Annotated in this window: 20 protein-coding genes and 1 tRNA gene; 5 read left to right on the top strand and 16 right to left on the bottom strand. The window is 70.1% G+C overall.

All coding sequences use genetic code 11. The annotated features are described in order from the left end of the window. Window positions 1-60: 60 nt before the first annotated feature. From PQV94_RS02600 to PQV94_RS02585, 4 genes are all read right to left on the bottom strand, one after another. Entirely contained in the window at window positions 61-672 is a 612-nt protein-coding gene (locus PQV94_RS02600) for a TetR/AcrR family transcriptional regulator (RefSeq protein ID WP_274287247.1), read from the bottom strand. Between the two features lie 40 nt (window positions 673-712). Continuing rightward, entirely contained in the window at window positions 713-2122 is a 1410-nt protein-coding gene (locus PQV94_RS02595; RefSeq protein ID WP_274287246.1) for a glutamate decarboxylase, read from the bottom strand. Window positions 2123-2188: 66 nt separating this feature from the next. Then, window positions 2189-2929: a response regulator gene (locus tag PQV94_RS02590; protein ID WP_274287245.1), complete on the bottom strand. Its 741-nt coding sequence runs from the start codon at window positions 2927-2929 to the stop codon at window positions 2189-2191. Beyond that, window positions 2926-4194: an ATP-binding protein gene (locus PQV94_RS02585; protein ID WP_274287244.1), complete on the bottom strand. Its 1269-nt coding sequence runs from the start codon at window positions 4192-4194 to the stop codon at window positions 2926-2928. Before PQV94_RS02585 ends, PQV94_RS02590 begins: the two co-directional genes overlap by 4 nt. 143 nt (window positions 4195-4337) lie before the next feature. Here PQV94_RS02585 and PQV94_RS02580 point away from each other — a divergent pair, with 143 nt between their 5' ends. Genes PQV94_RS02580 through PQV94_RS02570 form a run of 3 tightly spaced genes read left to right on the top strand, consistent with a single transcriptional unit; the run spans window position 4338 to window position 7493 of the window. Beyond that, window positions 4338-5360: a tripartite tricarboxylate transporter substrate binding protein gene (locus PQV94_RS02580; RefSeq protein ID WP_274287243.1), complete on the top strand. Its 1023-nt coding sequence runs from the start codon at window positions 4338-4340 to the stop codon at window positions 5358-5360. Then, window positions 5357-5950: a tripartite tricarboxylate transporter TctB family protein gene (locus PQV94_RS02575; protein ID WP_274287242.1), complete on the top strand. Its 594-nt coding sequence runs from the start codon at window positions 5357-5359 to the stop codon at window positions 5948-5950. Before PQV94_RS02580 ends, PQV94_RS02575 begins: the two co-directional genes overlap by 4 nt. Window position 5951: 1 nt before the next feature. After that, window positions 5952-7493 (top strand): tripartite tricarboxylate transporter permease, encoded by a 1542-nt coding sequence (locus tag PQV94_RS02570; protein ID WP_274287241.1) that lies wholly within the window; start codon window positions 5952-5954, stop codon window positions 7491-7493. Here PQV94_RS02570 and PQV94_RS02565 read toward each other — a convergent pair. From PQV94_RS02565 to PQV94_RS02555, 3 genes are all read right to left on the bottom strand, one after another. Further along, on the bottom strand, window positions 7459-9171 hold the full coding sequence (locus tag PQV94_RS02565; protein WP_274287240.1) for a helix-turn-helix domain-containing protein: 1713 nt from the start codon (window positions 9169-9171) through the stop codon (window positions 7459-7461). The two genes, PQV94_RS02570 and PQV94_RS02565, sit on opposite strands and share 35 nt — an antisense overlap. A gap of 101 nt (window positions 9172-9272) precedes the next feature. Continuing rightward, the gene (locus PQV94_RS02560; RefSeq protein WP_274287239.1) at window positions 9273-9800 is read right to left on the bottom strand and encodes a hypothetical protein; all 528 of its coding nucleotides are present in this window, start codon (window positions 9798-9800) and stop codon (window positions 9273-9275) included. 64 nt (window positions 9801-9864) lie between these two features. Continuing rightward, entirely contained in the window at window positions 9865-10761 is an 897-nt protein-coding gene (locus tag PQV94_RS02555) for a DUF808 domain-containing protein (protein ID WP_274287238.1), read from the bottom strand. 127 nt (window positions 10762-10888) lie between these two features. Here PQV94_RS02555 and PQV94_RS02550 point away from each other — a divergent pair, with 127 nt between their 5' ends. After that, complete coding sequence (locus tag PQV94_RS02550; RefSeq protein WP_274287237.1) at window positions 10889-11449, top strand: MFS transporter; 561 nt, start codon at window positions 10889-10891, stop codon at window positions 11447-11449. A gap of 18 nt (window positions 11450-11467) precedes the next feature. Here the strand turns inward: PQV94_RS02550 and PQV94_RS02545 are convergent, their stop codons facing one another. After that, complete coding sequence (locus PQV94_RS02545; protein ID WP_274287236.1) at window positions 11468-11737, bottom strand: hypothetical protein; 270 nt, start codon at window positions 11735-11737, stop codon at window positions 11468-11470. Window positions 11738-11798: 61 nt separating this feature from the next. After that, window positions 11799-11890 (bottom strand) — tRNA-Ser (locus PQV94_RS02540). 117 nt (window positions 11891-12007) lie between these two features. Between PQV94_RS02540 and PQV94_RS02535 the strand changes: the two genes are divergently transcribed. After that, a complete protein-coding gene (locus tag PQV94_RS02535; protein ID WP_274287235.1) occupies window positions 12008-12652 on the top strand; it encodes a YoaK family protein in 645 nt (214 codons plus the stop codon). 84 nt (window positions 12653-12736) lie between these two features. Here PQV94_RS02535 and PQV94_RS02530 read toward each other — a convergent pair whose 3' ends face one another. The 7 genes from PQV94_RS02530 to PQV94_RS02500 form a co-directional block, all read right to left on the bottom strand. Then, a complete protein-coding gene (locus tag PQV94_RS02530; RefSeq protein WP_274287234.1) occupies window positions 12737-14011 on the bottom strand; it encodes an LCP family protein in 1275 nt (424 codons plus the stop codon). Then, window positions 14011-15282: an LCP family protein gene (locus tag PQV94_RS02525; protein ID WP_443192716.1), complete on the bottom strand. Its 1272-nt coding sequence runs from the start codon at window positions 15280-15282 to the stop codon at window positions 14011-14013. The genes PQV94_RS02530 and PQV94_RS02525 overlap by 1 nt, the downstream gene beginning before the upstream one ends. Window positions 15283-15397: 115 nt before the next feature. Continuing rightward, on the bottom strand, window positions 15398-16315 hold the full coding sequence (locus PQV94_RS02520; protein ID WP_274287232.1) for a sensor histidine kinase: 918 nt from the start codon (window positions 16313-16315) through the stop codon (window positions 15398-15400). After that, complete coding sequence (locus PQV94_RS02515) at window positions 16312-17031, bottom strand: response regulator transcription factor (RefSeq protein WP_274287231.1); 720 nt, start codon at window positions 17029-17031, stop codon at window positions 16312-16314. The genes PQV94_RS02520 and PQV94_RS02515 overlap by 4 nt, the downstream gene beginning before the upstream one ends. After that, window positions 17028-17294: a DUF4190 domain-containing protein gene (locus tag PQV94_RS02510; RefSeq protein WP_274287230.1), complete on the bottom strand. Its 267-nt coding sequence runs from the start codon at window positions 17292-17294 to the stop codon at window positions 17028-17030. The genes PQV94_RS02515 and PQV94_RS02510 overlap by 4 nt, the downstream gene beginning before the upstream one ends. 5 nt (window positions 17295-17299) lie before the next feature. Next, window positions 17300-17815: a DUF3060 domain-containing protein gene (locus PQV94_RS02505; RefSeq protein WP_274287229.1), complete on the bottom strand. Its 516-nt coding sequence runs from the start codon at window positions 17813-17815 to the stop codon at window positions 17300-17302. 12 nt (window positions 17816-17827) lie between these two features. Further along, the gene (locus PQV94_RS02500) at window positions 17828-19006 is read right to left on the bottom strand and encodes an OmpA family protein (RefSeq protein WP_274287228.1); all 1179 of its coding nucleotides are present in this window, start codon (window positions 19004-19006) and stop codon (window positions 17828-17830) included. Window positions 19007-19148 lie beyond the last annotated feature (142 nt).

The following is a 19148-nucleotide window of genomic DNA, read 5'->3' as shown; positions in this document are numbered from 1 at the left end:
CCCCCACTACCGCGAAATCTCCGGGAGGGACCGCACCCAAACCAGAGTGCGCCTCTCATTTCACGCCGTCTCCGGACCAGCGAACGCAGGCGTGACGAAGGCGGGGGCGCGCAGGAGCGCCGACAATGAACGCAGCATGGCGAGCGCCGCCCCGTCATCCATGTCACCACGCAGCCGCTCGAAGACGATCGTGCACATCATCACCATGACGTGCGCGGTGACATCGACCCAGAGCTCGTCCGGGCCCGCTCCGACGCGCCGGCGCAGTTCCCGCTCGATGCGATGACGCTCGTCGTCCCAGATCTGCAGCACCTGCCGATGCAACTCGGACACGCTCATGAGGTGGCGGTACACCTGCTGGCCGAAGTCCGAATCCGGGGCCGCCTCCTCCATCCACTGACTGAGCGCCGAGCCCATGACCTCCGACAGCGGCTCATCGTCCGGCCGCTCCTCCAGCAGGTCGCCCACCCGCCTGAGGCCCGGTTCGGCGAGCGAAATGAGGATGCTCTCCTTGGAGGGGAAATGCCGGTACAGCGTCGCACTGCCGATGCCGACGGCGTTCGCGATGGACTCCATCGTCGTCGCCTCGAATCCACGCTCGCTGAACGAGGAGATCGCCGCGGCGACCACCCGCTGACGCGTCTGCGCGGCGTTCTCTTCCCGCTTTCCCATGCGGTCAGGATATGGCCCGCGCGAGGGCGTGGGAGCGATCTCAGTGGTGGAAGCCGGGGCCCGTCGTGCGCTCGCGCGGCAGAGGGGCATCCAGGCGGTCGAGGAACTCCACCTCGGCGCGGATGTCGGAGATGAGGGACGACGCGAGATCGCGGCTGAGGCCCACCTTCACCACGATGCGCTGCAGCACCGTGGTGCTCATGTCGGCGGCCATCGGATAGGCAGGCACGAGCCACCCCTTCATCCGCAGGCGGTCCGCCAGGTCGTACAGGTTCCAGATTTCGGTGTGCCCGGCTTTGAGGGTCCAGGCGAACACCGGGATGGTGTCGCCGCGGCTCACGAGCTCGAAGGGACCCATGCGCTCGATCTCGCCGGAGAGGAACTGCGCGACGTCGAGCGAGTTCTGCTGGACGGCGCGATACCCCTCTCGCCCCAGGCGGAGAAACTGGTAGTACTGCAGCAGCACTTGCGCGCCCGGCCGCGAGAAGTTGAGGGCGAGGGTGGGCATGTCCCCGCCGAGGTAGCTGACATGGAACACGAGACTCTCCGGCAGCACCGACTGGTCCCGCCACACGACCCAGCCGACGCCGGGATACACGAGCCCGTACTTGTGCCCCGAGGTGCTGATCGAGTTGACGCGGGCGACGCGGAAGTCCCAGTTCAGCTCGGGCTGACAGAACGGGGCGATCATGGCGCCGGACGCGCCGTCGACATGGATGCGGACATCGAAGCCGGTGTCGGCCTCGATCTCGTCGAGCTTCGTCGCGATGGCGGCGACAGGGTCGTACAGGCCGGTGAAGGTCTGTCCGAGCACCGCGACGACGCCGATCGTGTTCTCGTCGACGTACTGCTGCAGCCCTTCCCCGTCGAGCACGAGGTGACCCGGGGAGACCGGGACGTACCGCGGTTCGATCTCCCAGTAGTTGCAGAACTTCTCCCACACCACCTGGACAGCGGCGGACATGACGAGATTGGGCCGATCGGTCGATCTCCCCTCGGCCCTGCGACGCTCCTGCCACAGCCGCTTCAGGGCGAGCCCACCCAGCATGCAGGCCTCCGACGAGCCGATCGTCGAGGTGCCGATCGTGTCGGCACCCTCCGGCACGTGCCAGAGGTCGGCGAGCATCCGCCAGCATCGCTCTTCGATCTCGGCGGTCGCCGGGTACTCGTCCTTGTCGATCATGTTCTTGTCGAACGCCTCGCGGTACAGACGTTGCCCGTGGTCGTCCATCCACGTCGTGACGAAGGTGGCGAGGTTCAGGCGCGAGTTGCCGTCGAGAATCGCTTCGTCGTGCACGATCTGGTACGCCGTCTCGGGCAGGCTCGGTCCGGCCGGGAGCCGATAGCGGTCGAACTCGGTCGCCTCCCCCGGGCGCACGAAGACCGGATTGATGCTGAGCCTGCCCTCGCTTGCGGCGGGCGGACGGTGGGGACCTCGACGAGCGTTCATTGCTGCCTCCGGCGTGGGTTCGCGTGCGCCCACACAATCACGACTCGCCCGTGAGAGCGAGAACTCTCAGCCCGCCGAGCCCGCAGCGTGAGACGGCGCGAGCCGATAGAGGACCTCAGGACGCCCGCGCCTGCCGTAGCGGTGGGCGCGGTCGACGAGCCCGAGATCGACCAGGTGCGTCAGATAACGGTGCGCGGTCGCCCGCGAGAGATCGCACGTGTCGGCGACCTCCGCGCCCGAGCGCGCGATGACGGGATCGAGCGCCGCCGCCACCCGATCGAGCGTGGGCTGCGCCAGACCCTTCGGCAAGGCCGGTGCGGCAACCGGCGCCGAGGCGCCGTGCGCCCCTGTGCGGATGCCTCCCGTGATCAGCAGCCTGTCGATCTCCCCCTGACTCAACGGGCGTTCGCGCGCATCCTCGGGCGTCTGCTGACGACGCGTTCGATACTGCTCGAGCTGAGCGCGCAGCGCGGATTCGGTGAAGGGCTTGATCAGATACCCGACCACGTGCGCAGCGAGCGCCTGCCGCACGGTCGTCTGATCCTGCGAGGAGCTGATGACGAGGACGTCGACCCCCGAGTCGCCGATGGTGCGCAGGCGGTGCAGCACCTCGATGCCGCTGATGTCGGGCAGACGCATGTCGAGCAGGATGAGCTCGACCGCGTCGAGCTCGAAGCTCAGCGCCTCCCGCCCGCTCGCCGCGGTGCCGACGACCGTGAAGCCGGTGGTAGCCGCGACGAAGCCGCTGTGGAGCGCGCGGGCTCCCCTGTCGTCGTCGACGACGAGCACACGGATGTTCCCTGTCATGGGTGCCGCGCCATCTCGAACGAGAACCGGGCGCCGCCGAGCGCCGAGGCGCCCACCTCGATCGTGCCTGCGCGGGCGGTGACGAGCCGGCGCACCAGATCGAGTCCGATGCCCCGTCCACTGCCCGAGGCATCCGGCTTCGAGGAGAACCCGAGAGCGAAGATCCGCGTCGCCTGGCGCGGATCCACACCCGGCCCGTCGTCGTCGACAGCTCCGATGAGCAGGTCGCCGCGTTCGCGCAGGATGCAGCGGATGCGGGTCGCTCCCGCCTCCGCGGCATTGCGGCAGAGGTTGGTGAGCACGGTGACGACCTCGTCGTCGATGTCGCGCGCGACGGCGATGTCGAACTCGACCTGTGCTCCGTGGGCGAGCACGTCGGAGCGCACGGCGTGGATGGTGGCATCGCGCAGCGGCATTCCCGCATCCGGCTCGTCGTGCGCCGCGCCCGAGACGGGCACGAGATCCTCGATGTAGGAGAGCGCCTCGTCCGCGTCTCCCCGGGAGACGAGGCCGTGCACGACGTGCAGGCGTGTCGTGAACTCGTGCGACTGCTCGCGCAGCGCCGCGGTCGTCCGCCCCATCTGCTCGTGCGCGAGGGCGAGCTCGTCGAGGCGGCGGAAGCGACGCTCGACCGCCGCCGTGAGCGCGGAGCTGGCGAGCGTCGCCACGATGAGCGCTCCGACCGCCCAGGGCAGCAGTGCGCCCAGCGCCTGCTCGCGTTCGGCGGCGATGTCCGATTCGAGCACCCCCACCGCGACCATACCCACCACGCGATCGCCGTCGACGACCGGCACCTTCGCCCGCAGCGACGGCCCCGACGGTCCCGTCTCGGTGCCGAGGAAGGGCCTGCCCGCGAGCACCGAGGCGTTGGTGGTCGAGACCTGCACCCCGCGTTCGGAGGCGAGCGGATGCGTGATGCGCACCCCCTCGTCATCCGTCACGACGACGTAATACACACCCGCCGCCCGCGCGACCAGCTCGGCGATCGGCTGCAGCGTCTCGGTGGCATCGGCGAGATCCGCCGCATCCGCGAGATCACCCGGCGCGCCGGCGTCGGATACGGATGCGACCGTCTGCCGCACCTCGCTGAGCGCAGCGAGGCTGGTCGCGACCTCCTGCACACGCTCCGCCGTCGCCTCGCGGATGCGGGTCTCCTGCAGCGCCAGCGCGACCGCCGTCGTGACTCCGAGGGCGGCAAGGGTGACGATCGATGGCAGCACGAGCATGGCGAGCCGGACGGCGCGCTGCCGGTGCCCGAACGCCATCGTGCTCGCTTCCTCGCCCGACGGCCTCGTCGCCGCGTGCGCGTTTATGGGAACAAATCGGCGCGATCGGCTCCACCGTCTCGCGCGCTGCCATCCTAGGTCGATCTCGCGGAGACGACGATGTCCGCGCGAATGGAGCAATGATGACCACCCCCTCGGATGAGTCCACCCCCCGGACCAAGACCACCGCCAGGACAGTGATCGGCCGCGTGATCGGCGGCGTCGTGACCGCTGCGGCCGTCGGCATCGCCGCGTTCGGCTCGATCAGCTCGGCTGCCAGCGGTCAGGAGATCAGCGCCTCGATGACCATCGTCGCCCCGGCGGCCGCCGGCGGCGGTTGGGACGGTGTCGCCCGCGAGTTGCAGCAGGCGCAGAAGGCGAACGGCCTGGTCAACAACGTGCAGGTCGTGAACATGCCGGGAGCCGGTGGCACGATCGCCCTCGGCAACGTGTCGGTGCTCAACGGCCAGGCGAACAATCTGCTCGTCGGCGGCACGGGCCTGCTGGCCGCCACCATCCAGTTCAACTCCGCGGCGACCCTCGCCGACGTGACGCCGCTGGCCGTCGTCGTCGAGGAGTACGACGTGATCGTTGTGCCCGCCGACTCCCCCTATGAGAGCCTCGATGATCTCGTCGCCGCGTGGCAGCAGAACCCCAAGGCGCTGCCGTGGACGGGTGGCGGGTCGTTCGACCAGCTCGTCGTCACCGACCTCGCCCTCGCCGCGGGGATCGACCCGGTGGACACGACCTACATCTCCTCCGACGGAGGCGGCGAGGCGATTCAGGCGCTGCTCAACGGCACCGCCAAGGCCGCCGCGGGCGGATACCCCGACAACATCGACCAGATCGAGGCAGGGCGCCTGCGCGCACTCGCCCTCGTCGCGAAAGAACCCGTCGAGGGGATCGACATCCCCACCGCGGCCGAGCAGGGATACGACATCTCTCTGACCAACTGGCGCATGCTCGCCGCGCCCTCGGGGCTCACCGACGGCGAGGTGGATCAGCTCACGCAGCTCATCCTCGACTCGGTCGAGACACCCCAGTGGCAGGACGCCATCGACCGCTACCGCTGGACCGAGCGCGTCATCACCGGAGACGAGCTCACCGGCTTCCTCGACGACGAGGAGTCCCGCATCCGCACGCTCTACGAGGAGATGGGCCTGTGACCTTCCCCGCCAATCCCACCGCAACCTCGGCCGTTCTCGGCGACCGGCTGCGACTCGTGTCGGGCCCCGGCATCGCGGCACTGCTGAAAGGCCTCACGATGCCCGTCATCGTGGCCGCATTCGCGACGTACCTGCTGATCGGCATCCTGACGATGCGGGTCCCCGAGGGCGCCGCGTTCCCGGGTCCGCAGTTCTTCCCGGGGATCGTCACCGCCGGTCTCTACGTGTTCGCCGTTTCCCTGGCCGTCACCGCCGTGCGCGAGGTGCGGTCGATGCCCGACCCGCTCACGGCAGAGCTGTTGGCGGCCGAGACTGCCGACGACGATGCAGCACCGCCGCGACCCGTACGCGTGGACGTCCGCTCGCTGGCGTGGGTGATCGTCTCCTTCTTCGCCTTCGCGCTGCTGCTGGATCTGCTGGGCTGGATCATCGCGGCAACCCTGCTCTTCTGGTGCATCGCACGTGGATTTGGGGCGTCAAAGCCCATCCAGATGCTCGCGGTCGGCGCGACCCTGAGCTCGCTCGCCTACATCGGATTCGACATGCTGCTCGGGATGCCTCTCCCGTCCGGCATCCTCGGGGGGTTCTGACATGGATGCTCTGCAACTTCTGGCACAGGGCTTCGCGGGAGCCTTCACCCCGGAGAACCTGCTGTGGGTGCTCGTCGGCTGCCTTCTGGGCACGGCCGTGGGCGTGCTGCCCGGCCTCGGCTCCTCGATGGCCGTCGCTCTGCTGCTGCCCATCACGTTCTCGCTCGATCCCACCGCCGCGTTCATCATGTTCGCCGGCGTCTACTTCGGCGGCCTGTTCGGCGACTCGACAATGGGCATCCTCATGAACACCCCGGGGCAGGCATCCGCCATCGCCTCCACGTTCGAGGGCCACAAGATGGCGCTGAACGGCCGGGCCGCCCAGGCCCTGGCCACCGCCGCCATCGGTGCCTTCATCGGCGGGTTCATCGCATCGATCGTGGTGGTGTTCCTCGCGCCCGCCCTCGCGGACTTCTCGAGCCGATTCGGCCCCGCGGAGTTCTTCGCCCTGGCCGTCTTCGCGTTCGCCGCCACCTCGTCTGTCGTCACCGACAACGTCATCAAGGGGCTGACCTCCCTGTTCATCGGCCTCGGCATCGCCGTGATCGGCATCGACGGGGTCTCGGGAGCACCCCGTTTCACGATGGAGTCGCCGCAGCTGTTCGACGGCATCTCGCTGGTCACGGTGACGGTCGCCATCCTGGCGCTCGGCGAGGTCATCTTCGTCGCATGCCTCGCGCGTCACGACACCGCGAAGAAGATCATCAAGCCCACCGGTCGGCCGTGGCTGAGCCGGAAGGAGCTCAAGGAGGCGACGCCGGCCTGGCTGCGCGGCACCGCGATCGGTCTGCCGTTCGGCGTCGTGCCGGCCGGCGGATCCGAGATCCCGACGTTCCTCGCCTACGGACTGGAGAAGCGACTGGATGCCCGCCGCAAGAAGCCGCAGTTCGGGCGCGGCGCCATCCGAGGTCTCGCGGCTCCCGAGGCTGCGGGCAACGCGACGACGGGAATGGCGATGGGCGCGCTGCTCGCGCTGGGCCTGCCGATCTCCGCGACGGCCGCGATCATGCTGGCGGCGTTCCGACAGTACGGCCTGCAGCCGGGTCCGCTGCTGTTCGACCGCGCCCCGGAGCTCGTCTGGGCGCTGCTGGCGAGCTTCTTCATCGCGATGGTGGTGCTGCTGATCCTCAACCTGCCGTTCGCGATGCTGTGGGCCAAACTGCTGCTGATCCCCCGCCCCTACCTGTACGCGGGCATCACGGTGTTCTGCGCGCTGGGCATCTACGCCACCTCCGGGTCGACCTTCGACCTGCTCATGCTGCTCGGAATCGGCGTTCTGGGCTTCCTGATGCGGGCGATGGACTTCCCCCTCGCACCGCTCATCATCGGAATGGTGCTGGGCCCGCTGGCCGAGACGAGCCTGCGGGATGCCGCGATGAGCGCGAACGGCGACTTCTCGGTGCTGGTGCACAGCCCCATCACGATCACGCTCTACGTGCTGCTGGCCGCGGTCCTCGTATTCTCGGTGCGCGGGCGCATCGTCGCCCGGCGGCGCGCGGGCCGCGACGTCACCGAGACGGAGAAGGAGTCGGTCGCGCGCTGAGCGCGTCCGTCTCCGATTCCACCGGCTCGAACGCGACTGTCGCCAGCCCCGCGCGCGACGGAAGACCGAGCCGGTGGAGGGCTTCGGCGAGATGGTGCTCGACGGTCTTGACGCTGAGACCGACGGATGCGGCGATCTCGGCGTTGCGGCTTCCCGCCGCGGCCAGGGCGGCGATCTGGCGCTGACGCGGGCTCAATCGCGCCAGATCGAGCCCGCGCCGGGGGCCGAGAAGAGCAGCCGCGCGGCCGCGGGTCGGCGCTCCCGTGATCCGGAGGATGTCCTCGACGTGGCTCTGCACGGTGCGCGGCGAGAGGTAGAGCACCTGCGCGATGGCGGCGTTCGTGTTCCCCTCGGCGAGAAGCACCGCCACCTCGCGCTGCTTCTCGGTCATGACGGCCAGATCTCCGCGCGCGCCCTCGACGCGCGAGGCCAGCTCGCGCCAACGCCGGGCGGCGAGCAGGCGATGACGCTCGTAGCCCACCGCATCCGCCTGCCGTGCGAGATGCAGCAGCAGCTCCAGTGCTGCCGCGGGATCGACCGCAGCCAGGGCGTCTGCGCGAACGAGCTCGCCGCGCAGCACCTCGGTGGCCGCTCCCGCAGCCTCGTCGATGCGGACGGATGCGGCGGCGAGCGCCTCGGCATCCGCCGCCTGCCCCTGCGACAGGGCGAGTGCTCCTCGCGCGCGGGTCAGCGACGACGTCGCCACACGGTGACGGGCCAGAGCGCCGCTGCGCCGCAGGAGGACCCCGGCGCGGTAGGTGTCACCGCGCGACAACGCCGCCTCGACGAGCACCTCCGTGGCGAAGGCACGGTCCCACACCTTGCACCGCGACAGGTCGGCGCCCGCCGCCGACACGAGCAGCGCCGCCGCTCGCTGCAACTGTCCGACGGCGCGGAAGCCCCAGGCGACGTACAACGACGATCCGACGGAGAGGTAGTTCTCGTCTCGGCGCGTGCGGGCGATGACGGCATCCGCGAGCGAGAAGAACCGGTCCCGGTCGCCCGCGACGGCAGCCCCGTAGCTGCCGATCGCCTGGAGCACGACGAGGGGCCGCGGCGGGACGATCGCGGCGCTGCGGAAGAGCCCTGCCGCGATCGCCCTCACCTCATCCCGCCGTCCGTGGAAGGCAGCGCTGCGGGCCGCGAGCAGCTGGAGTGCCACGGCGGCCGCGTCGGCGCGCTCTGCGTCGACCGTCACCGTCTGCCCGGGTGCGAGCCCTGCACCGCGGATCAGCTCATCGGCGACCTCGAAGCCGCCCGAGCTGAGCGCGGCCTCGGCCAGCAGGTATCTCGTCAGCAGCGCCCCTTCGCCCGCCTCGGACAGGCCGTCGGCGACAGCGCCCGCATCCACGCCGAGCCGGTGGCTGTGATCGGTGCCCGCCATGGCGTCGGCGGTCAGCATCGCGGATGCCGCCAGGCGCACGACCGGAGCCGCGCACCCCTCGCTCTCATCCCGTGCACGCCGGGCGTGCGCGGCCGCATCCGGGAAGCGGCAGGCGATCACCGCGGCGATCGTGGCGGCGACCCGGAAGAGCGTGCGGTCGGCGCGGTTCGTCGCCGCGTCCGAGCGCGCGGAGGCACCGGCGAGCTCAGCGGCGGCATCCCCGCCGAAGACGCGCAGCAGGATGCCGGTGACATATCGCCACGCTTCGACGCTGCCCTCGACATCGTCCCCCACGCGATCCGCCCCTCTGCCGGTTCCGGGGGAATCGTGCCACGCGCTCGACCCGCAAGGATACGAACCGGATGCGGAATCCGCCGAAACCCGCAGCTTCGTCGTTACATGCGGTTCGCGATCGTCTCTCCGAGGCTCGTCCACAGCGCGGGGTCGGCACCCGATCCACCCGGGTCGATGTCGACGAGCAGGAGGCCCTCGTTGCCCTTGACGACGAGGATCGTGCCGATGGAGGCGTCGGCCCAACCGCGCGTGACGCCCGGGATCGGCTGCGCGTTCGCGCCCTGGGGATACAGCTCGGCGGGCAGGAACGCGTCGGCGTCGCCGGTGTACTGGGCGATCGCGCTGTGCGTGTCGGCGTAGGCCCACGTGCACTGCTGCAGTCCCTGCTGCCCCTCGGCGGCCACTCCCTCGATCGCGTCGACGCCGAGAGCTGCGGCGATGTCGGCGGAGGGCACGAGCGCGCATGCGTCGCCCGTGCCCGACCCCGCCTCCGGTGTGGACGCCGAACCCGAATCAGCGTCCGCCGTGGCCGAGCTCCCCGCGGGCTCGGTGGTGTTCGTCGCGGCCTGCGAGCAGCCGGTGAGCACCAGGGCTGCAGCCACCAGGACGAGCGGCTTGAGAGATTTCACGCCGCGATCATGACAGTCGGCGACGCTCGTCGATACGGCTCGACGCGTGAATCCGCCGGAACCCTCAGTGGGCCGCATCCGCGCGGGCGCCGCGCTTGGTCAGACGGGAGATTCCGGTGACGACGGCAACGATCACGAGTCCGAGCGCGAGGCCGAAGACGGCGGACATCGCCGTCTCGACGATCCACACCACGACGGGGCCGGCCGCCTCCACGAGGTGGGTGACGGCGTGCACCAGGTGCTCGGGTCCGCTCCAGAGCGTCTCGGCGAGGTTGCCCACGACGAGGTGACCGCCGACCCAGAGCATGGCGACGGTGCCGACGATGCTGATGACCCGGAACACGGCGGGCATCGAGGCGACGACGCGCACACCGAAACGGCGGATGCGGCGCGCGTCGCTCTTCATGAGGCGCAGGCCGATGTCGTCGATCTTCACGAGCAGCGCGACCGCCCCGTAGACCAGCACCGTCATGGCGAGACCGATGACCAGGAGCGCACCGAGCGTCATCCAGATGCCGAAGTCGGGGTCGAGGCTCGAGAGCGCGATGAGCATGATCTCTGTGCTGAGGATGAGGTCGGTGCGCACCGCGCCGAACACGAGCTTCTTCTCGTCGCGCGGGCCGTCATCGTCGGCGTCCTCGTGGTGCGCGCCGAACCACTCGAGTACCTTCTCCGCGCCCTCGAAGCAGAGGAACCCGCCGCCCAGGATCAGCAGAAACGGCAGCACCCAGGGAGCGAACGCGGTCAGCAGCAGCGCGATCGGGATGATGATCACGAACTTGTTGACGAGACTGCCGAGCGCGATCTTCCACACCACCGGCAGCTCCCGCGCGGGCGTGATGCCCTGCACGTACTGCGGGGTCACGGCGGCGTCGTCGATCACGACGCCCGCGGTCTTCGCGCTCGCCTTGATGGCGGCGGTCAGGATGTCATCGACGACGGCGAGCAGGCCGACCGACATATGCACTCTCCCGGATGCGAGGGCCGCAGCCGAACGGCTGCAGGGGCGGATGCCCTCAGCGAGGATATCGGCCCGGGGGCATGCTCACGCCCCCTTGCGCGCCTGGTGGCGCGCAACGCGATTGTTCATGGTGCTCTTCACGCTGCACGCGGTGCGCGATCTCTCCCTCGAGGCGGGCCACCTGGGACTGGTGTTCGGCCTCGGCGCGGTGGGTGCGGTCGTCGGCGCCGCCGTCGCGCCGGCGAGCGTGAAGCACTTCGGCGCCGGACCCGTGCTGGTCGCGTGCGCCGCCGCGGAGTGTATGGCGCTCGCGGCGCTGCCCTTGCTCCCCTCCGAGTGGAGCGCGCCGGCGCTCGTCGCCGCGCTCGTGGCCGTATTCGCCGTCAACGGCGCGGGCACGTCGCTGTCGAGCGTCGTGGCCGTCACGCTGCGTCAGCTGCGCACGCCCGACCACCTTCTCGGCCGCGTCAACGCGACCATGCGCTGGATCTCCTACGGAGTCGTGGCGATCGGCGCAGCGGCGGGCGGCCTGGTCGGCGAGGCCGTCGGCACGCGATGGGGAATGGCGATCGGCTGCGCGGGGGTGCTGCTGACGGCGATCTGGGTCAGCGCGTCTCCGCTTCGCCGCATCCGCGATCCTCGCTCGCTCGCGCGCGGGCTTGAGGCGGAGCCGCCCGCGATGCGCTGACTCAGCGAGGGTCGGCTCTCACCAGATCGTGCCGCCGCCGACGGAGATGCCACCCCAGGTGAGCAGGATGAAGATGATCGCGAACACGACGGGCGCGATGCCCTGGCCACTGCGCGCGAGCCCCTTCAGCAGGCCGATCACCGTAAACACGGCCGCGACGATGGAGAGCCCACCGCCGAGGATCAATCCGATGAACAGTGGGATCGGCATGAGGATGAGGCCGGCGAGACCGAACCAGAATCCCGCCCAGGCGCTCGGGTTGCGGCGACGTTCAACGGTGTAGGACACGTGCCCATTATGCGGGGCGGGGCCTGAACGAAACACAAAAGCCCCGGCGGACCGGGGCTCATGGCGGAGACGGAGGGATTTGAACCCTCGGTCCCCTTACGGGGACTCCACCTTAGCAGGGTGGTGCACTAGGCCTGACTATGCGACGTCTCCAGTGGCGGCTTGCGCCGAACACACCCGTCCATCATAACGGGTCGGTTCGTCCCCGCCGAACAGGTCCCGGATACTCGATAGCGGATGCGGTGCGCACCGCATCCGGAAGGACAAGCGGTGGACCCGAAACACCTCGTCAGTTCGGCGGCGCTCGCGCTGCTCGCCGGTTTCGTCGACGGCTTCGCGTTCGTGATGCTCGGAGGCTTCTTCGTGTCGTTCATGAGCGGCAACACCACGCAGGCCTCCGCGGAGCTGACGGGCGGCGCGTGGGGCGGCGCGGGATACGCGGGTCTGCTCGTCGCGGCCTTCGTCGCCGGCGGCGTGACGGGCACGGCCGTGTCGATCCGCGCCAAAGCGCGCGGGGTGATGACCCTCGTGGCGCTCACACTCCTCGGGGCCGCGACTCTGGCAGGGGTAGGCGCGGTGCTCGCGGCCGGACCGGTGCTGGCGGCCGCGATGGGCGCCACCAACGCGGTGCACTCCCGCAATGGCGCCGCGCCCTTCGGCATCACCTACATGACGGGGCAGCTCATGAAGCTCGCCGAGAACATCGTCGCCGCCTTCCGCGGCGGCGACCGGCGCGCGTGGATGCGGCACCTCGCGCTGTGGCTCGCGATCGCGATCGGAGCGATCGCAGGCGCGGCGGCGGCGCGCCTGGTCGGCCCCGTAGCGCTCTGGCTTCCCGCCCTCGCCGCAGCGGCGACGGCGGCCGTGCTCATTCTCCGCCGGAGCGCACGGCCAGCGACGTCGCCAGAAGGGTGACGCGGAGAATCAGCACATGATCGGGGCTTCACGCCCTATCGGGGGCTCCCCGGCGTCATCCCGCATCGCTTCGACCTCTGAGGTCTAGCTCTGCGGGACCGTGCAGGTCACCTGGCTGGCGTTCTGTCCCGAGATCGACGACGGCAGTTCGACGGCAGCGTTCGGCGGTAGCGCCTCGCCGCCCTCCGTCGCCGCGGGCGCGGGAGCAGTTGCGGCCGGGTCGGGAGCTGCCGTGTCGGGAACCTCGCCCGTCACCTCCACACCGAACCCACCACTGGCTTCGCCCGTGAGCTGCAGCGGACGGTTCTCGCGGAGGGCCGCGAACAGCGCATCCGCGGCGCCGGAGATCGGAACGAGCCCGTCTCCGGAGTAGGCCGCCGGGTACTGCACGAAGACGATGTCCTCGAACGGCACGTCCTTCAGCGCCATCGCGATCTGCGCCATGCGGGTCGGGTTCGCGAGCTGCTTGTCGAGCACGAGCTGCTTCTCGCGCACCTGCGTCATCGCGACGTTCGCGAAGTTCAAGAGCTTGCCGGCGTCACCGAGCACGGCATCGCTCTGCATCTTTCGCACCAGCGACGACATGAACTGCTGCTGGTTCGAGATACGACCGAGGTCCGAACCGTCTCCGATGCCGTGACGGATGCGCAGGAACTGCAGCGCCTGCACGCCCTGCAGCGTGTGCGTCCCGGCTGTCAGCACGAGACCCGTGTGCCGGTCGGAGATGTCGCCCTGCACGCAGACGTCGACGCCGCCGACCGCATCCGAGAGGTTGATGACGCCGGTCCAGCGGATGGCGGCGGCGAACTGGATGTCTTCGCCGGTGAGCTCCTCGACCGTGCGCACCGTGCACGGCAGCCCGCCGTACATGTACGACGCGTTGATCTTCTCGGTGCCGCCGCCCACCGTGTCGCCGTCGGCGTTCTGGCATTCGGCGATCGGCACGTAGGTGTCACGCGGGAAGGAGACGACCGTCACGCGGCGAGGCTCGTCGCTGATGTGCACGAGCATCGTGACGTCGTTGCGCTCACCGCCGTCGTCGTCCATGCCGCACCGCGGGAACAGGGCGACATCCTGTCCTTCGCACGCATCCGTGCCCACGAGAAGCAGGTTCACGCCGCCCTCGATCTCGCCGAGCCCCGGCGGCAGCGCGGGGTCCCCCTCGTTCCCGATCTCGACCGAGTTGCCACCGATGGTCGCGGCCGCATCCCAAACGTGGAAACCCACGACCCCCGCAGCCGAGGCGATGCCGACCAGGGCGGCGACGCCGACGAGAGACAACGCCTGCAGCAGCGGATGCGGGGACCGCAACCGTCCGTGCTGGGCCACGGGCGCGCCGCGAAGGCGCCGCTTCCGCATCAGCGCAGGTTTCCGTTCGAGCAGGTCTCCTCGGCCGCCGTCTGCCCGGCGATCGAGGAGGGCAGAGCCACACTGTCGGTCGGGGTGGTGGGCTGTGCCGGATCTGCCGACTGGGTGGGCGTGGGCGCCGTCGGGTCGGTCGGCGCCTGGGTCGGATCAGCGACGATCGTGCCGTCGCCCTGGCTCGTCGAGCCGGTCAGCACGAGCTGCTGGTTGGCCTCAAGAGCGGCGAACAACGTGTCGGCGGCGTTCTTGTTCGGCACCACGCGGTTCGGGTCGGCAGGGTCAGTGAGCGTGGGGTACTGGACGAAGACGATCTCGTTGAACGGCACTTCCTTGACGGCCAGCGCGATCTGCACGAGCGTCATGGGGTTCGTGAGGCTCTGGCTCGGTGTGACGTTCTCGACACCCACGGTCGCGAGCTTGTAGAGCGTGGCGGGATCGCTGAGCACGCCCTCGCCGACGAGCTTTCGGGCCAGCCGCGACATGTACTGCTGCTGGTTCGAGATGCGGCCGAGGTCGCCGCCGTTGCCGACGCCGTGACGCGTGCGCAGGAACTGCAGGGCGTCCCAGCCCTGGACGTTGCGCGTGCCGGCGGGCCAGTCGATGCCCGTGTACGGGTCGCGGATCCCGTTGGCGATGCAGACATCCACGCCGCCGATCGCGTCGGTGATCTGGATGACACCGCCGAAGGTGACGGATGCCGCGAACGGAATGTTCTGCCCGGTCAGCTCCGAGATGGTCTTCACCGCGCAGCTCAGACCACCGTAGGAGAAGGTCGAGTTCAGCTGCTGCTTGCTCATGGCGGAGGTCGTCGAGCCATCCGGCCGCGTGCAGGACGGGATCGGGATCATGAGGTCGCGGGGGAAGGAGATCACCGTCACGCGACGCGGGTTGTCGGAGATGTGCAGCAGAAGGTTGACGTCGTTGAGGTCGCCCTCGGCGTCGGCGCCCGAGCATCGGTCGCCGAAGAGCGCGGCGTACTCCGGCTCACAGGCATCGGTACCGGCGAGGAAGAGGTTCACTCCGCCCTCGATCGCCCCGATGTCGGGCGGGACGGCGCTCTGGCCCTCGAGCGCGACCGCGTCCTGCGTGAGGTTGGTCGTCAGGCTCCAGACGTTGTACCCGACGATGCCGATGCCCGCGACCAGCACCACCGCGAGCGAGACGGCGACGAGCTTGAAGAACTGTGCGACGGGATGCGGCGAGCGCAAACGGCCGTGGCGCGCCACCGTCTGGCGGCGCCCGCTTCGGGTCGGGCTCACGCGGATCCTCTCGTACGCACTAGCTGCAGGCGCGGCGCGATCCACACGCCCTGCCCCCATAGATCAGAGCCCATCCTAGGAGTGGCGACCTGAGAACGACGTGCGGATCGCCTGGGCGCGCTCAGCGCGGTGCCCGCGGCAGGGTGAGCCGCACGCTCGTGCCGCGACCGAACTGCGAGCGGAGAGAGACCTCTCCGCCGTGCCGGTGCACGACCACACGCACCAGCGAGAGACCCAGTCCCGTGCCCTCGACGCCCCGCGCATCCTGTGCCCGCCAGAGCTCCTCCCACACGAACGGGAGGTCCTCGGCGCGGATCCCCCAGCCGGTGTCGGCGACCTCGATCACGACGGTGTCCGTCTCCTCCGTGCCGCGGACTTCGATGCGCGCACCCTCGCCGGAGTACTTCGCCGCATTGAGGAGCAGATTGCGCACGGCCACGGCCAGCAGATCCGGGTCGCCGGTGACGGGCGGCAGCGGCCAGGGGACGGTGGGCAGCACGGTCTCGACGCTCCGGCGTGCACCGCGCGCGGCGAGCTCGTCGCGCAACGCCGCCGCTTCCTCCTCCACGATGACCGCCAGATCGACGCGGGACGCTTCGATGGGCCGCGTCTCCAGCGAGGACAGGGCTCGCAGCTGCGTGACGACGCCGCTCAGCCGGGTGGCCTGCGCCGACGCGATCACGAGGTTCTCCGGCGGTGTCTGTTCGCCGGCGGCGAGCGCCGAACGGATGGCGGTCACCGGATTCTTGAGTTCGTGATCGAGGCGGCGCAAGAACCGCCGGTGCGCATCGCGTTCGGCGACCGCACCCTCGGCGCGGGCCGCGACGATGGCCGCATCGCGCCTCCTGGCCGTCATGGGCCGCACGACCAGCACGAGGATCAGCACGACCGACGCGAGGGCTCCGGATACGACGATCACGGTGGCCAGCGGCATCCGCAGCACGAGAGAGCCGTTGCCGCCGGCGAGCACGAGCACGACGGCGATGAGCACCGCGACCGCGAGCGGCGCGGTCACGAGCGCCAGCCGTACGGCCTTCATGACGCGCTCACCGGTGCGCAGAAGCGGTACCCCGCCCCGGGCAGCGTCTCGATCCAGCGCGGCTGCTGGGCGTCGTCGCCCAGTGCGCGGCGCAGTTCTGCGATCCGGTGATCGACGGCGCGCGTCGTGACCGCGAACTCGAAGCCCCACAGGGTCTCGAGCAGGTGCTCCCGCGTGTGCACCTCGTCCGGGTGCGACATCAGGTACTCGAGCAGGGTGAGCGCCTTCGGCGTCAGCTCGAGCGTCGCCCCGTCGCGCAGTACACGACGGGCCACGCGGTCGAGTCGGAGTCCCGCGCTCACCAGCTGCGAGGAAGCGGTCAGCGGCTTGCCGCCGCCGGCCGTGCGGCGCAGGACCGCACGGATGCGGGCGACGAGCTCCGGTGGATCGAAGGGTTTGCCGAGATAGTCGTCGGCGCCTTCCTCCAGCGCGGCGGTGCGCTCGAAGGACGCATCCACCTTGGTCAGCATGATGACCGGGGTCCACGCGTCCGCACGGCGCAGGCTCCGCACGAGCTCGCGGCCGTCCATGCGGGGCATGAGCACGTCGGAGACGACGATGTGGGGAGCGAAGGCGGCGTGCGCGTCGAGCGCGCTCTGCCCGTCGGCCTCCACTCGCACGTCGAATCCGCTGCGCTCGAGAAACGGCGCGAGAGTCGAGGTGATCGCCTCCTCGTCGTCCACGAGCAGCACGCGGGTGCGCGGCTCGTCGCTCACGAGGCGTTCACCGCCCAGATGCCGATGCCCAGCGCCGCGAGGATCAGGAGGGCGATCGCCGCGATCGTGAGGTAGCCGATCACGAGTCCCGCGATCGCGAAACCCGCTCCCCCGGCATGGGTGCGGCGGATGCGGGCGAGCGCGACGTGGCCGAAGATCACCGCGAGCAGGTTGAACCCCAGCAGCGCGAGCACGAACGAGGTGATGGCGAGCCCGTCGGTGGGGCGGGTGACGTAGACGTACTGCTGCTGCGGCTGAGACATGGTGGTCATCCTCCGGTCGTGGCGCGCGCGGTGTTCGCGGCTCCGGTGTCGGTCACGTCGGCGGCACCGCTCTCCCACCGCACGTCGTTGCCGCTGCCGCCCAAACGGACGACGTCGATGGATGCGGCCTGCACCTGGTTCGCGGCCCCGGTGATCTCGAGCGTGCCGATGCGGTCGGCGAGCACGACGACGCCGCTCGCCGTGACCGTCACGAGGGCGCACTCCCCCGGGATCGACACCGTCGCACCCGCCTGCGAGACGACGACGTCCCCCGCGGCGCACGAGGTCTGCTGCGCCACATCGGCGTAGCGCTCGCGCAGGTCGTCGGACGCGGAGGCAGGAGGCACCGATGCGCCGGGCGACTGCCCCTGCTCGCGCTCCGCCGGAGCCGACGCAGCCGGCGCCGGTGTCGATGAGGGAGCGGGCTGGGCGGCGGGAGCTCCCGGGGCCTCATAGGCGACGGAGCATCCGGTCAGCAGAACGGCCAGGGCGGCGAGCGTGAGCGGCAGCGTCTTCTTCATCGTCTCGTCCGCTCAGAAGGCCGGGATGAAGATCTCGACGCGGCGGTTGAGCTGGCGCCCGGCGGGGTTGTCGACGCCGTCGATCTCGTTCGCGGCGACGGGTGCGCTCTCGCCGTATCCGACGGCGCTGAGCGAAGCGGTGACACCGCGGTCTTTCAGTGCGGCGACGACGGATGCGGCACGGCGCTCTGACAGCTCCTGGTTGTAGCTGTCGGAGCCGATCGCGTCGGTGTGGCCGCCGATCTCGGCCGTCGGAACGTCGAGCTCGGTCATCGCGGCCGCCAGCTCATCGAGCACGCCCGCCGCATCCGCCCGGATCTCGGAGCGGTCGAAGTCGAAGAGCACGCCGTCGCTGAGGGTGATGGTGGTGCCGCAGGAGGTGATGGGTGCGAGTGTGCCGAGCGGCGGGAAGGCACCGACCGGCGCGACGGCGGGCAGCGGATCCACCTCGACCGGCTCGCCATTGACGGCACCGGTGCCGTCGCCGTAGTTGCGGATGTCGAGTCCCTTCGCGACGTAGGAGCCGGAGCCGTCGCCGTAATTGTGGATCTCGACGTCGGCGTCGCGGTACATCGCGGAGCCGTCGCCGTAGTTCCAATGCTCGACGCCGTTGCCGGTGCGCGAGGCGGAGCCGTCGCCGTAGACCCAGGTGGCGCCGTCGGGGGTGGTCACCGAGCCGGAGCCGTCGCCGTAGTTCCAGATCTCGATGCCGTCGGCGATGTAGGAGCCCGAACCGTCGCCGTAGACGTTCGCGGTCACGCCGTTGACGGTGAAGCTCCCCGAGCCGTCGCCGTAGTTGTGCACCGTGCCGTCGGGTCCGGTGAAGGTTCCCGAACCGTCGCCGTACAGCAGCACCGACCCCTGCGCGCTCGCGCGTTCCGTCACGTCGCCGCAGGCGGCGGGACGTACCTCGATGCCGGGTCGCGGCTCGATCTGACGGTCCAGCTGAATCGCGAAGCCGCCCAGCGAGCTGTCGAGCAGCGACAGATCGGGCATCGTGAACAGCGGGACCGGCGGCACTTCGCCGGCCGCGTATCCCGCGACGACCGGCACAGTCGGTATCGAGGACGCGTTGGGCGTGCTCGCGGCGGCCGGGGCGGATGCAGCCGGGCGGGGCTCGGCGGCGCATCCGGCGACCAGGACGCCGACAGCCGCGACGAGGGCCAGGATGCGGGGGACGGTGCTGCTCATGCACTGACCGTATCGAGAGGGCGCGGCCCGCCGGTCGCAGGAGGGTCGCACCTGTGTATCAATCCCGCGACACGGCCGCGATCATCCCCGCGGATGATGCGGATGATGCTCGAGGCCGACGACATGGCCGCATCCGCCGACG

Source organism: Microbacterium sp. Clip185 (genome assembly GCF_028743715.1).
Taxonomy (GTDB): domain Bacteria; phylum Actinomycetota; class Actinomycetes; order Actinomycetales; family Microbacteriaceae; genus Microbacterium.
This window is presented reverse-complemented; position numbering and strand designations above follow the sequence as displayed.

Coding starts and splice junctions, on each gene's coding strand:
- PQV94_RS02600 (WP_274287247.1), bottom strand. CDS start 672: ATGGGAAAGCGGGAAGAGAACGCCGCGCAGACGCGTCAGCGGGTGGTC.
- PQV94_RS02595 (WP_274287246.1), bottom strand. CDS start 2,122: ATGAACGCTCGTCGAGGTCCCCACCGTCCGCCCGCCGCAAGCGAGGGC.
- PQV94_RS02590 (WP_274287245.1), bottom strand. CDS start 2,929: ATGACAGGGAACATCCGTGTGCTCGTCGTCGACGACGACAGGGGAGCC.
- PQV94_RS02585 (WP_274287244.1), bottom strand. CDS start 4,194: ATGGCGTTCGGGCACCGGCAGCGCGCCGTCCGGCTCGCCATGCTCGTG.
- PQV94_RS02580 (WP_274287243.1), top strand. CDS start 4,338: ATGACCACCCCCTCGGATGAGTCCACCCCCCGGACCAAGACCACCGCC.
- PQV94_RS02570 (WP_274287241.1), top strand. CDS start 5,952: ATGGATGCTCTGCAACTTCTGGCACAGGGCTTCGCGGGAGCCTTCACC.
- PQV94_RS02555 (WP_274287238.1), bottom strand. CDS start 10,761: ATGTCGGTCGGCCTGCTCGCCGTCGTCGATGACATCCTGACCGCCGCC.
- PQV94_RS02550 (WP_274287237.1), top strand. CDS start 10,889: ATGGTGCTCTTCACGCTGCACGCGGTGCGCGATCTCTCCCTCGAGGCG.
- PQV94_RS02530 (WP_274287234.1), bottom strand. CDS start 14,011: ATGCGGAAGCGGCGCCTTCGCGGCGCGCCCGTGGCCCAGCACGGACGG.
- PQV94_RS02520 (WP_274287232.1), bottom strand. CDS start 16,315: ATGAAGGCCGTACGGCTGGCGCTCGTGACCGCGCCGCTCGCGGTCGCG.
- PQV94_RS02510 (WP_274287230.1), bottom strand. CDS start 17,294: ATGTCTCAGCCGCAGCAGCAGTACGTCTACGTCACCCGCCCCACCGAC.
- PQV94_RS02505 (WP_274287229.1), bottom strand. CDS start 17,815: ATGAAGAAGACGCTGCCGCTCACGCTCGCCGCCCTGGCCGTTCTGCTG.
- PQV94_RS02500 (WP_274287228.1), bottom strand. CDS start 19,006: ATGAGCAGCACCGTCCCCCGCATCCTGGCCCTCGTCGCGGCTGTCGGC.